The sequence below is a fragment of the Pseudomonas sp. KBS0707 genome (genome assembly GCF_005937945.2).
Taxonomy (GTDB): domain Bacteria; phylum Pseudomonadota; class Gammaproteobacteria; order Pseudomonadales; family Pseudomonadaceae; genus Aquipseudomonas; species Aquipseudomonas amygdali.
The window spans coordinates 1-16,687 of record NZ_CP041756.1; the positions used below are offsets into that span (position 1 = coordinate 1).

Consider the following 16,687-nt stretch of genomic DNA (forward strand, 5'->3'; position numbering starts at 1 on the left):
ATGAGCCACGACCAGGTAATCAGTCTCTTCAGTGCGCTCCCGCAGACGGCTAACGCCGATCCGCTGGCCAGCAGCACCCACATGCCACCGGCCCGTTTCTTCGAAGACGGCACTGCGCTCAACCGGTTGCTGCTGGAAGCGCCGTACCTGGCGCGGTGCAGCGACGACAAAACCGCGACCCGCGTTCGTCCTCGTGAATACGCGCTGCGTTACCCCTACATGCAGGTCAATCGTCCTGGCATGGTGTCCTGGCTGGTGTTCGACCTGGACCATGCCAACGCCTTGGCCTGGGACGATGCCGGCTTACCTGCGCCGAACCTGATGGTGCGCAACCGCAAAAGCGGCCATTCCCAGCTGTTCTATGCCGTGCCGTCTGTGTGCACCACCGAGAGCGCACGGGCCAAGCCGATTCAGTACATGAAGGCGATCTATGCCGCGTTTGCCGCTCGCCTCGACGCGGACGTGGACTATCACGGTGGCCCTGTCGCCAAAACACCGGGTCACCCTTGGTGGGAGACGACCGAATTCCACAGCCACGTGTACGAACTGGGCGAACTGGCGAGCGCAGTGGAGTTGACGGTCAAACCGTGGGCCACCGGTCCCAAGCTTGACCAGGTCAGCCATTCGCGCCACTGCATCCTGTTCGAGCAGCTGCGTTATTTTGCGTACAGCATCGTCAATCGCGAGCGCGAGCTGGGTTCGTTCGAGTCGTTCATGCGCTCGCTCGATGCGTATGCCTACAACCACAACAGCTTTCTAAAGCAGGGGTTTTCGGAAAACCTGCCGCTGTCGTCGATACGCGCCACGGTCAAATCCGTAGGCCGGTGGACGTGGGATCGCTACACCGGTGATCGCCGTTGCCACCGAGGGGCCATGCAGCTCGATGGCAGCTTGTCGCTCACCGAACGGCAGAGCCTGGCTGCCAAGCGCACTAATGAGCTGCGGCACAAAGCCACAGAATCGAAAATCCGGGCCGCGTGCCGGCAGCTTCAAGACCAGGGCAAAGCACTGGTGCGTTCTGCCATTGCCTCGCTCGCCGGCGTTTCGGTGAGAACGGTGGCCAGCTACGCGCACATCCTCACGGAAGTCTCCCGACCGGCCACTGTGAGCGTTCTCAGCGCCAGCAGTAAGGCGGTGTCCGTACCACCTAGGCAGGATCGTTCACCCGCGAACCCACCCGTTCAGGCCCCTGTAGGTCAGCCTGCTGATGGCCGCACCTTGAGTGTGCAATCCGGTGTACATCAGATATCTGCGGTTCCGCAGGGGCCGCAAGCCGTGGAGCCCTTAAAAACAGAACATGAGGATGGTTCATGATGGGGAGTGTGCCTATGAACACAGTGCGTGCAGCGACTGCTTTGTGTGCTGTTGGTCGGCTTGAGTTGACGTGCTGAGTCTGCGAGACGTTAACTGTACGTTCATACAGTTAACTCTGTTCCCAGCCAGGTTTGCATCATGAACGTCAAAATACTCGGTCGGTTGTGCGGGTCCGGAAAGGTCATACCCCTTTACACCTTTAAAATCCCTGCTGGTTTTCCCAATCCAGCGGCGGACCACATCGAACAGGATTTTTCATTCGACCGGTTGATGGATTTGCGTGCGCCTCACATCTACGTGGCCAAGATCGATGGCGACAGCATGGAGGGGGCGAAGATTTTTCATGACAGCCTGGTCGTGGTGGATCGATCCCGAAAGCCGTCCAGTGGCAGCATTGTGATTGCGGCGCTGAACAATGAGCCTCTGTGCAAGATTCTCATCCTGCAGGGTGATCATGTCGTGCTGAAGTCAGCCAACCCCGCTTATCCGCCTCGGCATGTACTGGAGGGAGAAGAACTGTCGATATGGGGCGTTGTGAGACATGGCGTGACCAGTTTTGAATAAGAAGCCCACGCCGGTGTTTGGCCTGGTTGATTGCAACTCGTTTTACGCGAGCTGTGAGCGCGTATTTCGACCTGACCTGGCTAAGGTCCCTATCGTAGTTCTCAGCAACAACGATGGCTGTGTTATTGCCCGCAGCTACGATGCAAAACCTTACGTGAAGATGGGCGCGCCTTATTTCCAGATCAAAGACGTGCTGCGTCGTCACGGCATCCAGTCGTTCAGCAGCAATTTTGCGCTTTATGGCGACTTAAGCCAGCGTGTGATGGCCATCATCGAATCCATGGTCCCAGCCGTTGAGGTTTATAGCATCGATGAAGCGTTCGTAGACCTCTCCGGCATGCCTGGCAATTTGACCGAGCTGGGAAGATCGATTCGATCAAAAGTCTACCGCTGCACCGGTATCCCGGTGGGTGTGGGGATCGCACCCACCAAAACGCTGGCCAAGCTGGCCAATCACACCGCCAAACGGCTGCAAGCGCATACGGGTGGGGTCGTGGACATCTGCGACCCTGTGAAACGTGATTGGGTGCTGCGCAATACCTCTGTCGGGGAGGTCTGGGGCATCGGTCGAAAAATGAAAGCCCACCTGGAGGGCATGCAGATCCTGTCGGCCAAGGACCTGGCTATGGCCGATTCCTGGATGCTGCGCAAAACGTTCAGCGTCGTAGTCGAGAAAACGGCACGCGAGCTGGCGGGTACTGCATGCCTGGAGCTGGACGAAGTTGAACCGCCACGGCAGGAGATTTGTTGCAGCAGAATGTTCGGCAAGCGATTGACCGAGCTGGGTCCGATCAAAGAGGCGGTGGCCACCTACATGATGCGCGCCTCTGAGAAGCTGAGAGCCCAGGGTTCCGTGTGCAAAAAGATCAGGGTCAGCATCCGCACCGGCATGTTCAACCCAGACGAAGCCAAGTACGCAAACGGCGCACTGGTGCAACTCCCCTACCCCACTAACGATGTGCGGCTGATGACTCAGTACGCCACCGAGGCGGTTTCGCGGATTTTTCGACCAGGCTTCAGGTACAGCAAAGCGGAAGTGCTGCTGATGGATCTCTGTCAGCCAGGCGAGTTTACCGATGACCTGTTTGCTGCCAGCCAGCCGATGAGTTCAGACCGGCTCATGGCTGCTTTGGATTCAATTAACGGAAAGTGGGGACGTGGGACGCTGCGTACAGGGTCAGTGCCAGTCGTTCCAGATTGGGGCATGCGCCGTGAGCAGATGAGCCAGAGCTATACGACACGACTAGATCAGCTGTGGGTTGTAAAGGCCAAATGATCAATGGTCGCTAAAGAAAACGGAAAAAATCGTACTACAAGGGCTTCCCCATTGAGCACAAGCCCAATAGTTGCTGTTTGACTCAGCTGCATATGCCGGATCGACGTAAGAAGGTGAAGGACTGCGGTACTACAAACGGTCATCTTGAGCTGATCGCTCGGACCCTGATGAAAGACGCACGTGAGGGCCTCGTTCGCTAACCGGGACTGAATTTCCCATACGATTTTTCAGGTATCCCCCACGCAGGTCCAACCCGCTTCACATCAACGACGGCAGTGCACATTGATCCTTTTATCCGCTCATGATCCTCGCCCTAACGCCTTACAAGGTGATCAGTCATGACCTCTGGTGTTTACGCGCCCGTTGGTTCTGCCTGTTCAGGCTTGAACGTGTCGCCGTAATGCAGAACGGCCCAGGCCATCCTCGCATTCTTGGCGGCAATCGCCACGGCCGCACGCCAGTAACCCCGTCGCTCTATGAGGTTGCGGATCCAGCGACTGAGAGGGTCTTGCTTATCGCCCAGGTTGGCCATGACAGATCGAGCTCCAAGCACCAGTAGACTGCGTAAATAGGCATCCCCGGCTTTGGTGATACTCCCCAGGCGCTGCTTGCCGCCGCTACTGTATTGGCCTGGCGTCAAACCGAGCCAGGCAGCCACTTGGCGTCCGTTTCTGAAGTCGTGCCCATCTCCAATACTGGCCACTAAAGCACTTGCAGTGGTCGAGCCAACCCCACGCAATTGCAGCAGCCTACGGCTACGATCATCTTCGCGAGCGATCTGATTGATGGCTCGATCAAGTTCCACCAGCCGATCCTCGATATGGCTGGTGTGCTCCAACAGTTCACTCATGCACCGTCTTGCCCAGCCAGGCAAGGTGTCCAGACAGGGACCAATCTCTTTTCTCAATCGCTCTGGGCTTTGTGGCAGGACCACGCCGAATTCAGAAAGTAATCCGCGCAGTCGGTTGTACGTAGAGGTGCGTTCTTCGATGAATCCCTGGCGGGTTCGATGAAGGCAAAGAGTGGCCTGCTGATGCTCGTCTTTAACAGGGACAAACCGCATGCTGGGTCGGGTCACTGCCTCACAGATCGCGGCCGCATCTGCGGCATCGTTCTTGCCGCGCTTACCCGACATTCGATAAGGCGAAACGAGTTTAGGAGCCATCAACTTGACCGTATGGCCGTGCTCGGCGAACACCCTCGCCCAATGATGAGCGCCTGAGCAAGCCTCCATACCAATCAAGCACGGGGGCAACTGGGCGATCAATGGCACCAGTTGATCCCGCGCAACCTTGGGCTTCACCAAGGTGGCTTTACCAGCCTCATCGATGCCGTGAACGGCGAATACGGCCTTGGCTAGATCGATTCCCACGGTAATAATTGGCATGGACTTCCCCTCCTGTGGTTTTGATGCAGGTTTGACACTTCATCATGGCACTTCGATGCCGATTCGCGACTTTCGCCGCGCCCTTGGGACGGGGAAGTCCCTTTCATTCGCTAAGGGCGGGTCCTGTTGGTTTTATGTGATTTATAAACTACACTTAGCTTATGATTGAAATTAAACAAACCGCTACGTTCATGAGCTGGGAAAGCAAGCTGAAGGATCAGCGGGCAAAGGCCGCAATTGCTGCACGCATTTTTCGCCTGGCTAATGGTCTACCTGGGGACGTGTCACCAGTCGGCCAAGGTGTGAGCGAGTTGAGAATTCACTACGGCCCAGGCTATCGAGTTTACTTTCAACAGCGCGGGATGGAGATCGTTATCCTGCTGTGTGGTGGAGACAAGAGCAGCCAGTCCAGGGACATAGAAATGGCGAAACGCCTAGCAAATGAGTGGAGGCCGCAATGACCGATCCAATTTATGACTACGATCCTGCGCAAGCGCTGGATGGCCCAGAGGCAATAGCCGTGTTCATCGCAGATGCTCTGGACACTGGAGATGCTGCCTATATCGCCAAAGCTATGGGTGTGGTTGCTCGCGCTAAGGGCATGACAGAGCTTGCCAATGAGACGGGGTTGGCTAGAGAGCAGCTTTACAAGTCGTTCAGTGAACGCGGGAATCCTACGCTGAAGACCATGCTGGTGGTGATGCGAGCGCTAGGAGTTGATTTGACCGCTCGACCGCATACGCAGTAAGAACACGTTAAATTTTAACCCCTTGGTGATATAGTTATTCCACATATGGAGCATCATCTGAGGAGAAACCAATGAGTGGAGAAACCGAGGTTTTGAAGCAATTGCTTCAAAATGACCACCTACATAACGAAGACGCTAAGGTCAGCGGAATAGCTCAGCTAGCCGTGGACAAAGGTTTTGATAGTCTAAGCGCACCACAACAGTCTGTGATTGCACGTCTTCTCACGAAAAAATGTGAGGGTGTGACGAATCCAGGTGGTCATCACAATGAGTGCCATGTAATCCTTGAAGGTCAAGAGTTTGCAACAGCATTGGAGCAAGAACGCTACTACGAAAGCGTTCTCTGTGAGAATTGCATCAACGAGACTGAGCAGTATTCGAGAGAATGGGAACGTCTGGAAAGCGAGTAAGCCTTCTGTGTTGTCGTTGAAGTAGCGTAGATCCAATCGCTTGGCTACGTTGCCATTGCCCCCTACAGTTCCCGACAATACCCGCTTGCCTCCTACCATCCGTCCTAACTCAACTTGGGTACCCACCCATACGGCACCGGACAGTTCTCGTTGACCTGATGAAATTTGACCCCACTTTCTAGGTGGGGATTAAATTTTCTTCCAAGCCTGCCACGTTAAATGAAACGTGATGGGTTTACTCCCGCGCTGCCCTTGTCAGTAGGTCCTTTGAAGCCTTCATTGACGGTTTCTCTTTGGCCTTCCCAAGTACATATACGGACCATTTTGCGTTAAAGCGTTAAAGCGTTAAAGCGTTAAAGCGTTAAAGCGTTAAAGCGTTAAAATTCTCTTGCGTGTGCAACGAATGAGGGCTAAGATCTCCTGCGTTAATTGACGCAATAACGCAATAACGCACGGAACTTGACTGGAGACGGTATGGCACTTCGTATCGGTACGGCATCTCAAAAAGGGGGCGTTTACAAAAGCGCCATTGCCCGCGCTCTTGCTACGACATATGCATCAGCTGGCTGGACAGTCAAAATCTGTGACTTGGATATTGACCAATCCACGTGTCACGACTGGAACCTGCGCCGTATGAAAGCTGGGATTGAGCCCATAATAAGGGTGGAGACGTTTGGCACTTTTAACCAAGCTCTCAAGGCTTCCAGCTCAGATGACGTAGATTTACTTATATTTGATGGTGGCCCTCAAGCGACTGCCGGTACGGTCGACATGGGTAAATCAGTTGATCTTATGATTCTTCCGACCGGTCTCAGCCTTGATGACCTAACCCCTACCGTTCGACTGGCTAACAAATTGGTGGATAAACACGGTATTTCACCTGACCGAATCGCTTTGGCATTGGTTCGTGGAGGCGACAGTGACAAAGAAATTGTGGAGGCTCGCTCGTATCTCTCTGCAACACCATATCATTTACTCGCTGGCACGCTGTATGAAAAGGTGTTGTATCGCCGTGCCCATGACTCTGGATTTTCCGTGACCGAAGTTTCTCACAAAGGGCTTCGAGAACAGGCAGATCGTTTGGTCCAATCAATTGTTGACCGCGTAAGCTCTTTGTCGGAAAATGACTAAAGCGTCATTTGACGCTTTGACGCTTTGACGCTTTAACGCTAGTAAGGAGTTCAAATGGTTAACATTCCTAAGCCGCCTTCACGAGTAACAGGCAAAGGCACGCCACCCCGCAGCGACGACCTATCAACGGTTGTTGGTAACAACACCGAAAAACCAGAAGCCAAAAAAGACGTGCCTATGAATCTGCGCGTCCCAGATGATTTTAAAAGGCGTGTAGACCAATTTGCTTTGGACCACAGAGTCAGCGTCAAGAAAGTCACTATGCAGGCACTAGAAGAATTTATGAATAGAGCCGGAGCTGCCCAATAGCTTCACGGAAAGCGAAGAATGCGTCAAATAGTCATTGCGTCATTGCGTCAACTGAAGCATTCAGCGTTCGAGCGGATTTGTAGGAGGGGGAAATCGAATCAGTTTAAATGATGCTGGGGAATGGCTGTAACCATCCCCCAGCGTGAACAAAACCAACCTGTGAGAGAAGATGATGTCCGAGCGAGAATATAACACAGTACGTAACCTGCACTTAAGTCAGCTTTCAGACCCAAAATATTTGCATCTACTGAGAGAATTCGCTGGCCATATGGCTCCGCCATGCGTGGCAGAAGCCCTAACGAGGTGGCTCGATAGCGTTCAAGGAATGAAACAAGGGGTAGTCGTATGAGACCGTTATCTCTCAACCAACAGACGTATTTAAGGAGCTAGCACCGTGAATGGATATGAACACCCTACCCGCGACACCCCGGCGCACGTGGTCTACAGATTGTCCTGGCTTGCATATGCCAACGTGATCATGACGTCAATTTTTTTGATTGCTGTGTCGTTAGGCATCGGCTCGTGGACGACACATAATGCTCAATCTGATTCGGCTTTTAAGATTGGCATTACGTTCAGCGTGTTCGTATTGGTGGTCTCGCTGGCTATAGGTATCTACAGGATACTTTTCCTCAAAAGTGTTCGCCTCTACACAGATGATATTGGCGTATGGATTTTTCGAGGGATTTTGCCTTGGAGCAAAGGGGTTCGCGGAGTCAAATGGCGCGACATTGAAGATGCCATGTACTACACGGGGTTTTTCAGCTGGATGTTCCGTTCGTACACCGTGCGCATAGGCCATCGGTTCACCAAGACGAGCGAGATTTTTGTCTATCATCTGGCCCAAGGCCACACCGCTGTCGAGCACATCAATCGCATGCATCAAACTATCCTGCAGGCCGAGCAGGCCGTTAACCCCTCACTTGAGGTCTAATGTGCCGACAGTATGAAAGTGTCAGTGCCTTTCAAGGCCGGTAAGCTGCTGAAATATCCATAACAGGTACGATTTCAAATTGGCCCCTTCGCTCGACACTAGCGTAGGGGCCTTTTTTATGAGTGGTGGCAGCTAACCTCCCATCTGTGTTGCGCCAGTGGGCTTCTAAAGGGTCAGCGTCTGTAGAGTCGAATAATTGGAACGCAGGGGCAGGGCAGGGCCTCCCATTAGGACATTTACACGTTCCAGTGAGGCTCTATGTGCAGCCATTACGAAGCACCGTCACCCCACCAGGTCGCTGAAGCGTTTGGGGTCGAGCTGTTCGACCAGGGCAGGCTCGATCTATGGCCGGGCTACATCGGCCCATTCCTGCGCCGCCCAGACGGCCGTGCAGATGACAACGATTCTCCCGCACCCATGGAGGTGCTGACCGGCTCTTTTGGATTGATCCCGTCCTGGAGCAAGGACAGCAAGTTTGCAAAACGTACATACAATGCTCGATCAGAGACAGTGGCCGAGAAACCTTCGTTTCGACATGCATGGCACCAGGCGCAACACTGCATTATCCCAGCTGTGGCCATCTACGAGCCGGACTGGCGATCAGGCAAGGCAATTGCCACGCGTATAGCGCGTGCAGACGGCGAGCTGCTGGGCATTGCTGGGTTGTGGGAGCAGTGGCGCGATCCGTCCACCGACCAGATCCTGCACAGCTACACCATGCTGACCGTGAATGCAGATGATCACGACTTCATGAAGGCGTACCACAAGCCCATGGATGAAAAGCGCATGGTAGTTATTTTGCCCAAGGGCTCGTATGCGGACTGGTTGACTGCGCGGCCAGAGCAGAGCGCGGCGTTTATGAACCAGTACCCGGCAGATCGGCTGATTGTGGACATGTGATGAGCCTTACCTGGATAGGAAATTCGCTGCACCACCTGCCTTTGATTGGGCCTATGGCAGTACCAGGTAACTGCTAGCCGTTGTTTTGGAGAGTCAAAAACGGGAGCCAAGGCTCCCGTTTCTTCTCTGGTGCGGCTAGTCCTTAGAATTCCTGTATCACGCGATACAAGCGAATGGACCAGTAAGCCGCTTGCAGCGCGCGAATCAGTTCAGACGGCAGAAACCGTTCGAAAACTGCTTTCATAGAGTAAACCTCATGCGTTAAAGGGCTCGCCCAGATCGAGCGAGGGTATCAACGAGGCGGACAGCACAAAGCCTTAAAGTTGACGGCAGTGTCATCCCGCAATACCCTTTAACCGCCAAGTCAAAAGAAGTATTGCGTTTCGTCTTGCCCTGCATGTTACCAATCGCTTTGCAACGAAGGAAGAAGTTCGCTGAGCGCTACGTGTGGATGAGTTCAAAACGCCGTGAGGCCCGCAGTTTGCGGGCCTCGTCGTTTCTGAGTGAAAATTTGCAAAAGGTACATCGTGGGATGATATGCATTAAAAGTATTCCCCACTGTACCCCTCAGAATCATTGAGCCTCACCCGTTCGTCGGTGGCCAGGGAGTTCGTTTTCGCAGTTTTTTTGTAAGTGTTGCTAGGGTGTCAGCAGTCAACTAATCGTTGAATGCTTTTTTCCGACGAACGGTCAATACTATGAGCCATCAATAGCGCTTCTCGTATTGGAAAGCCGAAAGTCCGCCCACGCACACATGGCTTCTCTATGAGCGCTGGATGGGCTTGCCTGAGTTTATCTAGGTGATCAGTAACAGAACCTTTCACTAGCGCTCGTCTCAGTACTTCACTTTAAAAGTCGGTGAATCCTCTGGCCGGTGGCCGCGCCTATCGTATAGCCGCGTGGTACTGATGTTGGCATGGCCAAGCCACATCTGTACCTTGGCGATATCCGCATCATGCTCCAGCGCATTGGTTGCCGCTGTAGCTCGCAAACCATGCACACCCAATCGCTCGACCTCGATGCCTGCCACGCGTGCCCACTGCGCAACAATGGTGTAAAGGCCGTTCGCTGTGATACCAGCACCGGTGGTGGTCCCACGCATCGAGCGAAACAGCGGACCTGGCGCAGCGTCTCGTTCAACATCCCGTTCTAGATACGCATAAATACGCTCGGCGGCCACTGGATGGAGCGGCAGAAAGCGGATCTTGCTGCCTTTGCCATGCACCCGCAGGTGTTTGATGCCTCGTCGCTCCTGCAGATCGCCGGTCTTCAGTTGCGCCGCTTCCTCCCGACGCAGGCCGTGATACAGCAGCACGGCCAAAATGGCCCGGTCGCGCTGACCCTTGAGCGTTTTAGTGTCCGGAGCATCGAGCAGCTGCTTAGCCTGGTGATCACCAAGGGCCGGTGTCTTGCCTTCATTGCTCTCGACGCGAGGACGTTTGACGCCATGCACGGGATTGCCGCCAGCGACCGCATTGTTCTCCAGGAGATGATCGAACAAGCTGGCCAGCGCCGCCAGTTTGCGCCGGATCGTGGCACCGGCCAGGCCTCGCAGCTCCAGCTGTGCGCGCCAGGCTAAAACGTGAGAGCGGGTTACAGCGCGAAATTCCTCGGCGCTGGCCAGACCGACAAAGCTGCAGAAGTCCTCCAGGTCATTTTGGTACGCACGACGCGTGCGCGGGTTGTCGATATTGGCGAACCACTCCGCCGCCGCTGGCACACTGGCCAACTGCTGGAACTCGGCGGCTGTCAGCCTGCGTTCGCCGGAAAGGATTAGATCTGACACTTCAAGCTCCTTTCACGTTGCTATGAATCATGCGGCAACGTTCAATTACCGCATTGACGCCAGGATGGCGCGGATAATCGTGGAATGGGTCTTTGCCGTAGTAGGGGAGGGTTCCAATAATGCTGTTTGGCAACGCATCCAGTTCAAGCGAGAGCAGTACCAGGGTCTTGAAGGCGTTAGGTACCTGATCTTTTTCAAAGTCGGCCCATTGCTTCATCATTCTCTCCACCGACTTTCCTTCGCTGTCATCCGGTTTGGACTTGTGATGCACCAAAGCATTGCGCGCGCGTACCAGGCTGTTGAGGCCATTGATGGCGGGACTATTGATCTGAAACGACTGTCCGCAAGCCAGGCGGGTCGCAATCATCCATTTGCCCTCAAGGTCCATCTTGTCGAGCTTTTTGGCCATTTGGTCACCCAGGCTCATCGCCGCGTATTCAAATGCCGCCGCCTCGATGGCCATTGCGGCAAACACGATGGTCTTAATGCCGGCGGCTCGGCGTCGTTCATATTTTTCCATCAGTCCATCGGGATCGTCGAAAACGCTGTAGCCCGCCAGGGCAGCCGGATCGATGGCCTCATCCAGAAAACACCCGAATGCTTGCTCGGCCATTTCGGCATAGGTCTCAACCAATGAGTCAACGCGAGTGATGTAATTGATCTTGGTCAGCTCTGGATTATCCACCGACAGCTCCTCGCCAAAAAGTGTTGATAACCTATTTTATCACCACTTTCTTTTGTAATTGTTGGCCTGTTGTGCCCGGTTAATCAGGGACATGAATCGGTGACCATTCGTCGGCAAGGATAGTAATTGGATCCTGTTTTCACTAGCCTGATTGTCAGACAACCGGACCCATGCATCTATGTTTAATATTTCACGCCCTCATTCGCTCGTTGAAAGCGTTGTCTCTGCAATTCGCAGAGAAATTGCGAGCGGGGCGCTACCAGCAGACACGAAGTTGCCCACCGAGCATGAGTTAGCTGATCAGTTCAGTGTGAGTCGGTCAGTAGTGCGAGAAGCTATTTCGCAGCTCAAGGCTGATGGCATATTAGTGATTCGCCGAGGCAGTGGTTCATATGTTTCTCAAACACCGTGTGGAACCGTTTTTCGGCTGCCAAGCAACGAGAGTCATCCGGCGGATTTGGCTAAACTTTTTGAGCTGCGTTCATGGGTTGAGATACAAGCAGCTTCAATAGCTGCGCAGCGGCGTACAACCCCAGATCTGGAGCGGCTGTCAGACGCAATGTCGTTGATGGAAAGTAAAGCAGGCGATTTCACCATCTCTTCTCAAGCGGATGTGGATTTTCACAGTGCCATCGTAGCCGCGTGCAAAAATGAGTACCTAGCAGCATTCCATGATTTCCTAGGCAGTCAGTTAGTCCAGGCCCGTTTCTTGGCTTGGGAAAACTCTTCAAGGCTTGCTGTTGGGCCAAGCGGTGCTATCCGTGAGCACCGTGAAATCTACCATGCAATCGAAAAACGAAACTCGGCTGAAGCTGCCCACTGTGCTCGTTTGCATTTGAAGGCTGCCGCACTTCGGCTCAATATTGACGTGGCGGAGTAGGGCAATGAGTGCATCATTTGCAACTCCAATTAGTTGTCAGACAACCTGACATATAGGGCATTTATGATTTACGATTTCTGCGTGATCGGGGGGGGGATTGTAGGACTGGCCACAGCCTTGCAACTGCTTGAGATTCACCCTGGCGCGTCGCTCGTGCTTATAGAGAAAGAGACCGCTATAGCTAAGCACCAGACTGGCCACAATAGCGGCGTCATCCATGCTGGGGTCTACTACGATCCCGGCAGCTTAAAAGCCACACTGTGCAAGCGAGGCGCAGAGCTGACGAAATCATTTTGTACAGAACATAAGATTCCGTTTGAAGTCTGCGGAAAAATGCTGGTCGCATCTAACACTCGGCAATATTCACTGCTCAGTAAGTTGGAAGAAAGGGCTCGAAAAAATGGTCTTAATGTTGCAAGACTTGATGCTTCGGAGCTCAGTAGGCGCGAACCCAATATCACAGGTTTAGGTGCACTGTTTGTAGACAGTACCGGTATTGTAGACTATCGAATAGTTTCCAGTGTCATGGCTAATCTGATAGAAAAGAAAGGTGGAAAGCTAGAACTTGAACAAAAGATAATTGCCATACAAGAGCATGCAAGTCATGTATCAATTTCTTCGGATAAAACAACATGGAGCGCGAAGAAACTAGTTGTATGTGCAGGCTTGCAATCAGATCGCTTGGCAGCTTTGGCGGGTCTAAATGTTGACTTCCAAATTATACCTTTTCGTGGTGAATACTTCCGTCTACCGCCAGAAAAAAACAATAGCATCAACCACCTAATTTACCCAGTGCCAGAGGTGGGGCTACCTTTTCTTGGCATTCATTTGACTCGAATGATAGACGGAGGAGTTACTGTAGGTCCCAATGCTGTACTGGGATTGTCCCGTGAGGGTTATGCGAAGCTTGCATTCAATGCGCGGGATGTCTTGCAGTATGGGTCATACTCGGGATTTTGGAAGCTTCTCGGTAAGAACTTAAGCTCTGGCTTAAGTGAGATTAGAAACACTGTTTGCAAAAAAAGCTATTTAGAGCAATGTCGTCGTTATTATCCTTCGCTCACTCTTGAGGACTTGCAGCCATTAGAGGCTGGAATACGTGCACAGGCAGTAACTAAAAAAGGAAATTTTGTACAAGACTTTTTGTTTGTACAAACTCCAAGAATGCTACATGTTTGTAATGCGCCATCACCTGCTGCAACATCTGCTATGCCGATTGCCGAAATGATAGTTTCCAAGTTAAGCGGTACTGGAATCTAATTGATACAAATCAGACTAAAATGAATGGACGCGACCATGAATAAAAATACTAAGTTTATGGGTGATGAAAGCCCAGCACAGCGAAAAGTTCGATTGCGAAAAGTTGCTGCGGCAACCATTGTAGGCTCCATGCTGGAGTGGTACGATTTTTATTTATATGCATTGATGGCTGCCACGGTATTCTCCAAAGTTTTCTTTAATCCAGTGGATGCGCAAAATGCCACGCTATTATCGTTCTCGACATTTGCAATAGGCTTTATAGCTCGCCCTTTTGGAGGGGTTTTGTTCGGACACTTAGGGGACAAATTTGGTCGCAAAAGAATGTTGATAGTAACCTTTTGTCTCATGGGGGTTTGTACCACTCTTATCGGTCTAATTCCTGGCTATACCACCCTGGGTATCTGGGCACCAATAACGTTGGTATTCATCCGCATCCTCCAGGGGTTGGGTGCAGGCGCTGAGCTCGCCGCAGCAGCTGTGACGGCGTATGAGCATGCAGAAGAGAACAAGCGCGGAAGCCAGGGCGCGTGGCCCGCTCTGGGGTTGAATCTGGGTCTGCTTTTATCGTCGCTGACGGTCTATCTTCTGACGATGCAAGGTGAAGAGTTCTTGCTTGCTGGAGGATGGAGAATACCATTTATAGCCAGTATCGTTCTGGTGATGGTGGGATTGTGGGTGCGCAGAAGCATTCCTGAAACGATTGCATTCCAGGAGATTAGTGAAGAGAACAAATCACAGGCCACCTCCAACTCCGGGATAGAAAAAGCGCCTTTGCTGACTTTGCTTAAGAAAGACTTTAAAGGTCTCATCGTCGTGCTTCTTGTAGCAATCGGGTACAACGCATTAAGTTATATATTTAAGACTTTTTCACTTGCCTATCTCACCTTGTACAAGGGGATGTCTGCAAACACCACGTCTCTTGCTGTGACCATTGCTAGTCTAATAGCCATCTTCGCGGTACCTTGCTTTGGTGCTTTATGTGATCGTTGGAGCAGTAAAAAAGTGTTGATGGCAGGGGGGGCTTTTTCGGCAGTTTTTGCGTACTCTTTCATGCAGCTGTTAGAAACAGGCCAGAATTTGTGGATCTATGTAGGTATCGGTTTTGCAACTGGTGTACTTGCTCCCATGATGTTTGCCCCACAAGGCTCTTTTCTAAGTCGTCAATTTCCTACAAATACAAGGTCATCAGGTGTAGGTACAGGTCGTGAGATTGGTACTGCAATTGCTGGAGGCCTAGCCCCACTTGGAGCGTTAACGCTAGTTTCTAGTTCTCCGACGCACTCAACAGATGGTGTAGTGTTAATTTTAATTTTATCAGCAGTTTTGTTAATAGTGGCTAGCGCATTCGATCAAGGTGGCAAGTGTTCCACCTACAAAAACTGAAGAAAGGCTCCCTTTTTCATGTTTTTCATAGGCTCTGTGTGCACAGTATGTGGAGAAAAATAATGATAATCAAAAAAGATGAAGTGAGAGAAATTAAAGAATTGATCGAGCTGATACGCTTAGACGAAAGATTTTTGTCTTTATTGTCTGATGGTGTTTTTCCTATAGATGATGAGGCAGTTGAATTCAACTATCAACGTCGTTTTAGAATTATGGAAATTTCTCGTAAATACGGGTTAAATTGAGGTTTTATATTTTTTCACCTGACTTGTTGCAGGTTGTGAATTTGTTCATGAATGCCAGAATCTCTTCTAGAGATTCTGGCGAATCAACTTCTATTGCTTTGTCAGCGATTGCCTGTCTAAGCGATATCAGGCGCGTCCTCAGTACGTCTTGGCCGCCTGGTAGCAGTTCCCCAGGCGCTACGTCAAATGCCAATGAAATTTTTATCAACTGCTCGACACCGGGGAGGTAAATACCCCTTTCATAGCAACCTACCAGTGGCGCATCACAGCCTATTTTCTCAGCCAGAGCGGCTTGGCTCATTCCTGACAATTTACGAAGAGCCTTGATTTTTGCTCCTACGAAGGTTCGAAGCGTGTCCATTTTCTACCCATAAAACTCCATGGTTTCATGAGGTTGGCTTTCATAAAAGAAAGATGTCTATCTAATAGATAGAATGCTGTTTACTTTTTTTTCTGCTTGCTCTATTTTGTTCACTACAAATCCGTCACCTGTTGGCCATCTCGGCCCAGTCATAGACGGAGCTGATTTTCCATCAGCAAATCACTCGCCCCTGCGCTCAGCGGTTTGGGAATTCGAAAGAGCGCCTGATCAAAAGGATCTGAATATGAAAAATTGGCGTGTTTTGATGCACAATTCTTCTGTTTATCAGTCACTTATCACGTCGATCGAGCGATTGGATGTAGAGGTGTTTTCCCCCACCAGAAAAACCTCTCGCAAACGCACGGATCGTCCCTCATCGGTAGAGAAAGAGGTGCGCTTGTTTCCGGGGTATCTGCTGCTGCGCTTCGACCCCCAAGTGACGCATACCACCACCATCACAGCGTTGAATGGTGCTCATGGGTTCGTTCAGTTCGGCGGTCAAACCTGTGAGTTTGGCGGTCAAGCGTGTGTCATGCAGGACAGCACAGTAGAGGGCTTGAAGGCGGCGGCTTTGGTTCGTGCCAACCGAGCGCTTGATTGCATCGAGTTTCGTAATTTGCCGACTGAGCTGGAAAAGACGCTGCGTTTGATCATCGACATGAAATCTGAAGCTGCGCGCCGAGCAGCGTTCTTAGCGCTCCTGGCTCAGGACGCAGCGCTGGAGCGCCTTGTTAGACGATCCGGAACCCTTTGCTACTCGATGGTAAATGCTGCCTAGGCTTTACCAGTTCCCACGATTTCCCATTTCACCGTCTGGTTTAGCCAGGCGGTGTTTTTTTGCGTTCTCACAGCCCTTAGGAGTTCCCATGGCGTCATCCGAAGATGAAGCAACCACCAAGACAGTAAGCGTTTATATCCGAGCGGTCAGGGTGGAGGCGCTGAATAAAGCTGCGATACGGGTGAGCTATGAAACCCAAAGCTCCAGACAGATTTCTCCCTCGGAGCTCGCCCGCTATCTCATCGACAATTTTCTTGAAATGGCCGTTGGGCAGCTGATTGAAGATTCCAAAAAAACGGTACCCGGCAAACCTCTTACGGCCCCAGATTAAAAGGA

Annotated in this window: 20 protein-coding genes; 16 read left to right on the forward strand and 4 right to left on the reverse strand. The window is 51.9% G+C overall.

The features are described 5' to 3' along the window. From FFH21_RS29560 to FFH21_RS29570, 3 genes are all read left to right on the forward strand, one after another. Nucleotides 1–1,314 (forward strand): replication initiation protein, encoded by a 1,314-nt coding sequence (locus FFH21_RS29560; protein ID WP_116831358.1) that lies wholly within the window; start codon nt 1–3, stop codon nt 1,312–1,314. A gap of 138 nt (nt 1,315–1,452) precedes the next feature. After that, nucleotides 1,453–1,878: a LexA family transcriptional regulator gene (locus FFH21_RS29565; protein ID WP_046720382.1), complete on the forward strand. Its 426-nt coding sequence runs from the start codon at nt 1,453–1,455 to the stop codon at nt 1,876–1,878. After that, the gene (locus FFH21_RS29570) at nt 1,871–3,154 is read left to right on the forward strand and encodes a Y-family DNA polymerase (protein WP_054073200.1); all 1,284 of its coding nucleotides are present in this window, start codon (nt 1,871–1,873) and stop codon (nt 3,152–3,154) included. The genes FFH21_RS29565 and FFH21_RS29570 overlap by 8 nt, the downstream gene beginning before the upstream one ends. 352 nt (nt 3,155–3,506) lie before the next feature. Here the strand turns inward: FFH21_RS29570 and FFH21_RS29575 are convergent, their stop codons facing one another. After that, nucleotides 3,507–4,541, reverse strand: coding sequence for an IS110-like element ISPsy16 family transposase (locus FFH21_RS29575; RefSeq protein WP_011168770.1), 1,035 nt, complete (start codon nt 4,539–4,541; stop codon nt 3,507–3,509). A gap of 161 nt (nt 4,542–4,702) precedes the next feature. Here FFH21_RS29575 and FFH21_RS29580 point away from each other — a divergent pair, with 161 nt between their 5' ends. The 7 genes from FFH21_RS29580 to FFH21_RS29615 all read left to right on the forward strand — a co-directional run bounded on the left by FFH21_RS29580 (nt 4,703) and on the right by FFH21_RS29615 (nt 8,973). After that, a complete protein-coding gene (locus tag FFH21_RS29580) occupies nt 4,703–5,002 on the forward strand; it encodes a type II toxin-antitoxin system RelE/ParE family toxin (protein ID WP_054073125.1) in 300 nt (99 codons plus the stop codon). Next, nucleotides 4,999–5,289 carry an addiction module antidote protein gene (locus FFH21_RS29585; protein WP_054073126.1) on the forward strand — a complete coding sequence of 97 codons (291 nt, stop codon included), beginning with the start codon at nt 4,999–5,001 and terminating at the stop codon, nt 5,287–5,289. Before FFH21_RS29580 ends, FFH21_RS29585 begins: the two co-directional genes overlap by 4 nt. A 71-nt stretch (nt 5,290–5,360) precedes the next feature. Continuing rightward, nucleotides 5,361–5,699: a hypothetical protein gene (locus FFH21_RS29590; protein ID WP_054073127.1), complete on the forward strand. Its 339-nt coding sequence runs from the start codon at nt 5,361–5,363 to the stop codon at nt 5,697–5,699. Between the two features lie 474 nt (nt 5,700–6,173). Next, nucleotides 6,174–6,830 (forward strand): hypothetical protein, encoded by a 657-nt coding sequence (locus FFH21_RS29595; RefSeq protein WP_054073128.1) that lies wholly within the window; start codon nt 6,174–6,176, stop codon nt 6,828–6,830. Between the two features lie 54 nt (nt 6,831–6,884). Then, entirely contained in the window at nt 6,885–7,139 is a 255-nt protein-coding gene (locus tag FFH21_RS29600; protein ID WP_054073129.1) for a hypothetical protein, read from the forward strand. Nucleotides 7,140–7,533: 394 nt separating this feature from the next. Then, a complete protein-coding gene (locus FFH21_RS29610) occupies nt 7,534–8,073 on the forward strand; it encodes a hypothetical protein (protein ID WP_054073130.1) in 540 nt (179 codons plus the stop codon). A gap of 258 nt (nt 8,074–8,331) precedes the next feature. Further along, on the forward strand, nt 8,332–8,973 hold the full coding sequence (locus FFH21_RS29615; RefSeq protein WP_054073131.1) for an SOS response-associated peptidase: 642 nt from the start codon (nt 8,332–8,334) through the stop codon (nt 8,971–8,973). 835 nt (nt 8,974–9,808) lie between these two features. On the opposite strand, the gene FFH21_RS29620 is transcribed toward FFH21_RS29615, so the two are convergent. Together FFH21_RS29620 and FFH21_RS29625 are read right to left on the reverse strand one after the other, a co-directional pair. After that, entirely contained in the window at nt 9,809–10,759 is a 951-nt protein-coding gene (locus tag FFH21_RS29620; RefSeq protein ID WP_054073132.1) for a tyrosine-type recombinase/integrase, read from the reverse strand. A 1-nt stretch (nt 10,760) separates the two neighbouring features. Then, nucleotides 10,761–11,444, reverse strand: coding sequence for a hypothetical protein (locus FFH21_RS29625; RefSeq protein WP_054073133.1), 684 nt, complete (start codon nt 11,442–11,444; stop codon nt 10,761–10,763). Between the two features lie 178 nt (nt 11,445–11,622). Here FFH21_RS29625 and FFH21_RS29630 point away from each other — a divergent pair, with 178 nt between their 5' ends. The 4 genes from FFH21_RS29630 to FFH21_RS29645 all read left to right on the forward strand — a co-directional run bounded on the left by FFH21_RS29630 (nt 11,623) and on the right by FFH21_RS29645 (nt 15,212). Continuing rightward, on the forward strand, nt 11,623–12,324 hold the full coding sequence (locus tag FFH21_RS29630; protein WP_054073083.1) for a FadR/GntR family transcriptional regulator: 702 nt from the start codon (nt 11,623–11,625) through the stop codon (nt 12,322–12,324). 63 nt (nt 12,325–12,387) lie between these two features. After that, nucleotides 12,388–13,584 (forward strand): L-2-hydroxyglutarate oxidase, encoded by a 1,197-nt coding sequence (lhgO, locus tag FFH21_RS29635; protein ID WP_054073159.1) that lies wholly within the window; start codon nt 12,388–12,390, stop codon nt 13,582–13,584. 36 nt (nt 13,585–13,620) lie between these two features. Further along, entirely contained in the window at nt 13,621–14,967 is a 1,347-nt protein-coding gene (locus FFH21_RS29640; protein ID WP_081007188.1) for an MFS transporter, read from the forward strand. Nucleotides 14,968–15,029: 62 nt separating this feature from the next. Further along, nucleotides 15,030–15,212, forward strand: a complete 183-nt coding sequence (locus FFH21_RS29645) for a hypothetical protein (RefSeq protein ID WP_052810478.1) — start codon at nt 15,030–15,032, stop codon at nt 15,210–15,212. A gap of 4 nt (nt 15,213–15,216) precedes the next feature. Here FFH21_RS29645 and FFH21_RS29650 read toward each other — a convergent pair whose 3' ends face one another. After that, nucleotides 15,217–15,573 carry a helix-turn-helix domain-containing protein gene (locus FFH21_RS29650; RefSeq protein ID WP_054073135.1) on the reverse strand — a complete coding sequence of 119 codons (357 nt, stop codon included), beginning with the start codon at nt 15,571–15,573 and terminating at the stop codon, nt 15,217–15,219. A 244-nt stretch (nt 15,574–15,817) separates the two neighbouring features. On the opposite strand from FFH21_RS29650, the gene FFH21_RS29655 reads away from it, so the two are divergent. Further along, on the forward strand, nt 15,818–16,351 hold the full coding sequence (locus FFH21_RS29655; RefSeq protein WP_054073136.1) for a transcription termination/antitermination NusG family protein: 534 nt from the start codon (nt 15,818–15,820) through the stop codon (nt 16,349–16,351). An 88-nt stretch (nt 16,352–16,439) separates the two neighbouring features. Then, a complete protein-coding gene (locus FFH21_RS29660; RefSeq protein ID WP_054073137.1) occupies nt 16,440–16,682 on the forward strand; it encodes a hypothetical protein in 243 nt (80 codons plus the stop codon). The last annotated feature ends 5 nt before the right edge of the window (nt 16,683–16,687 follow it).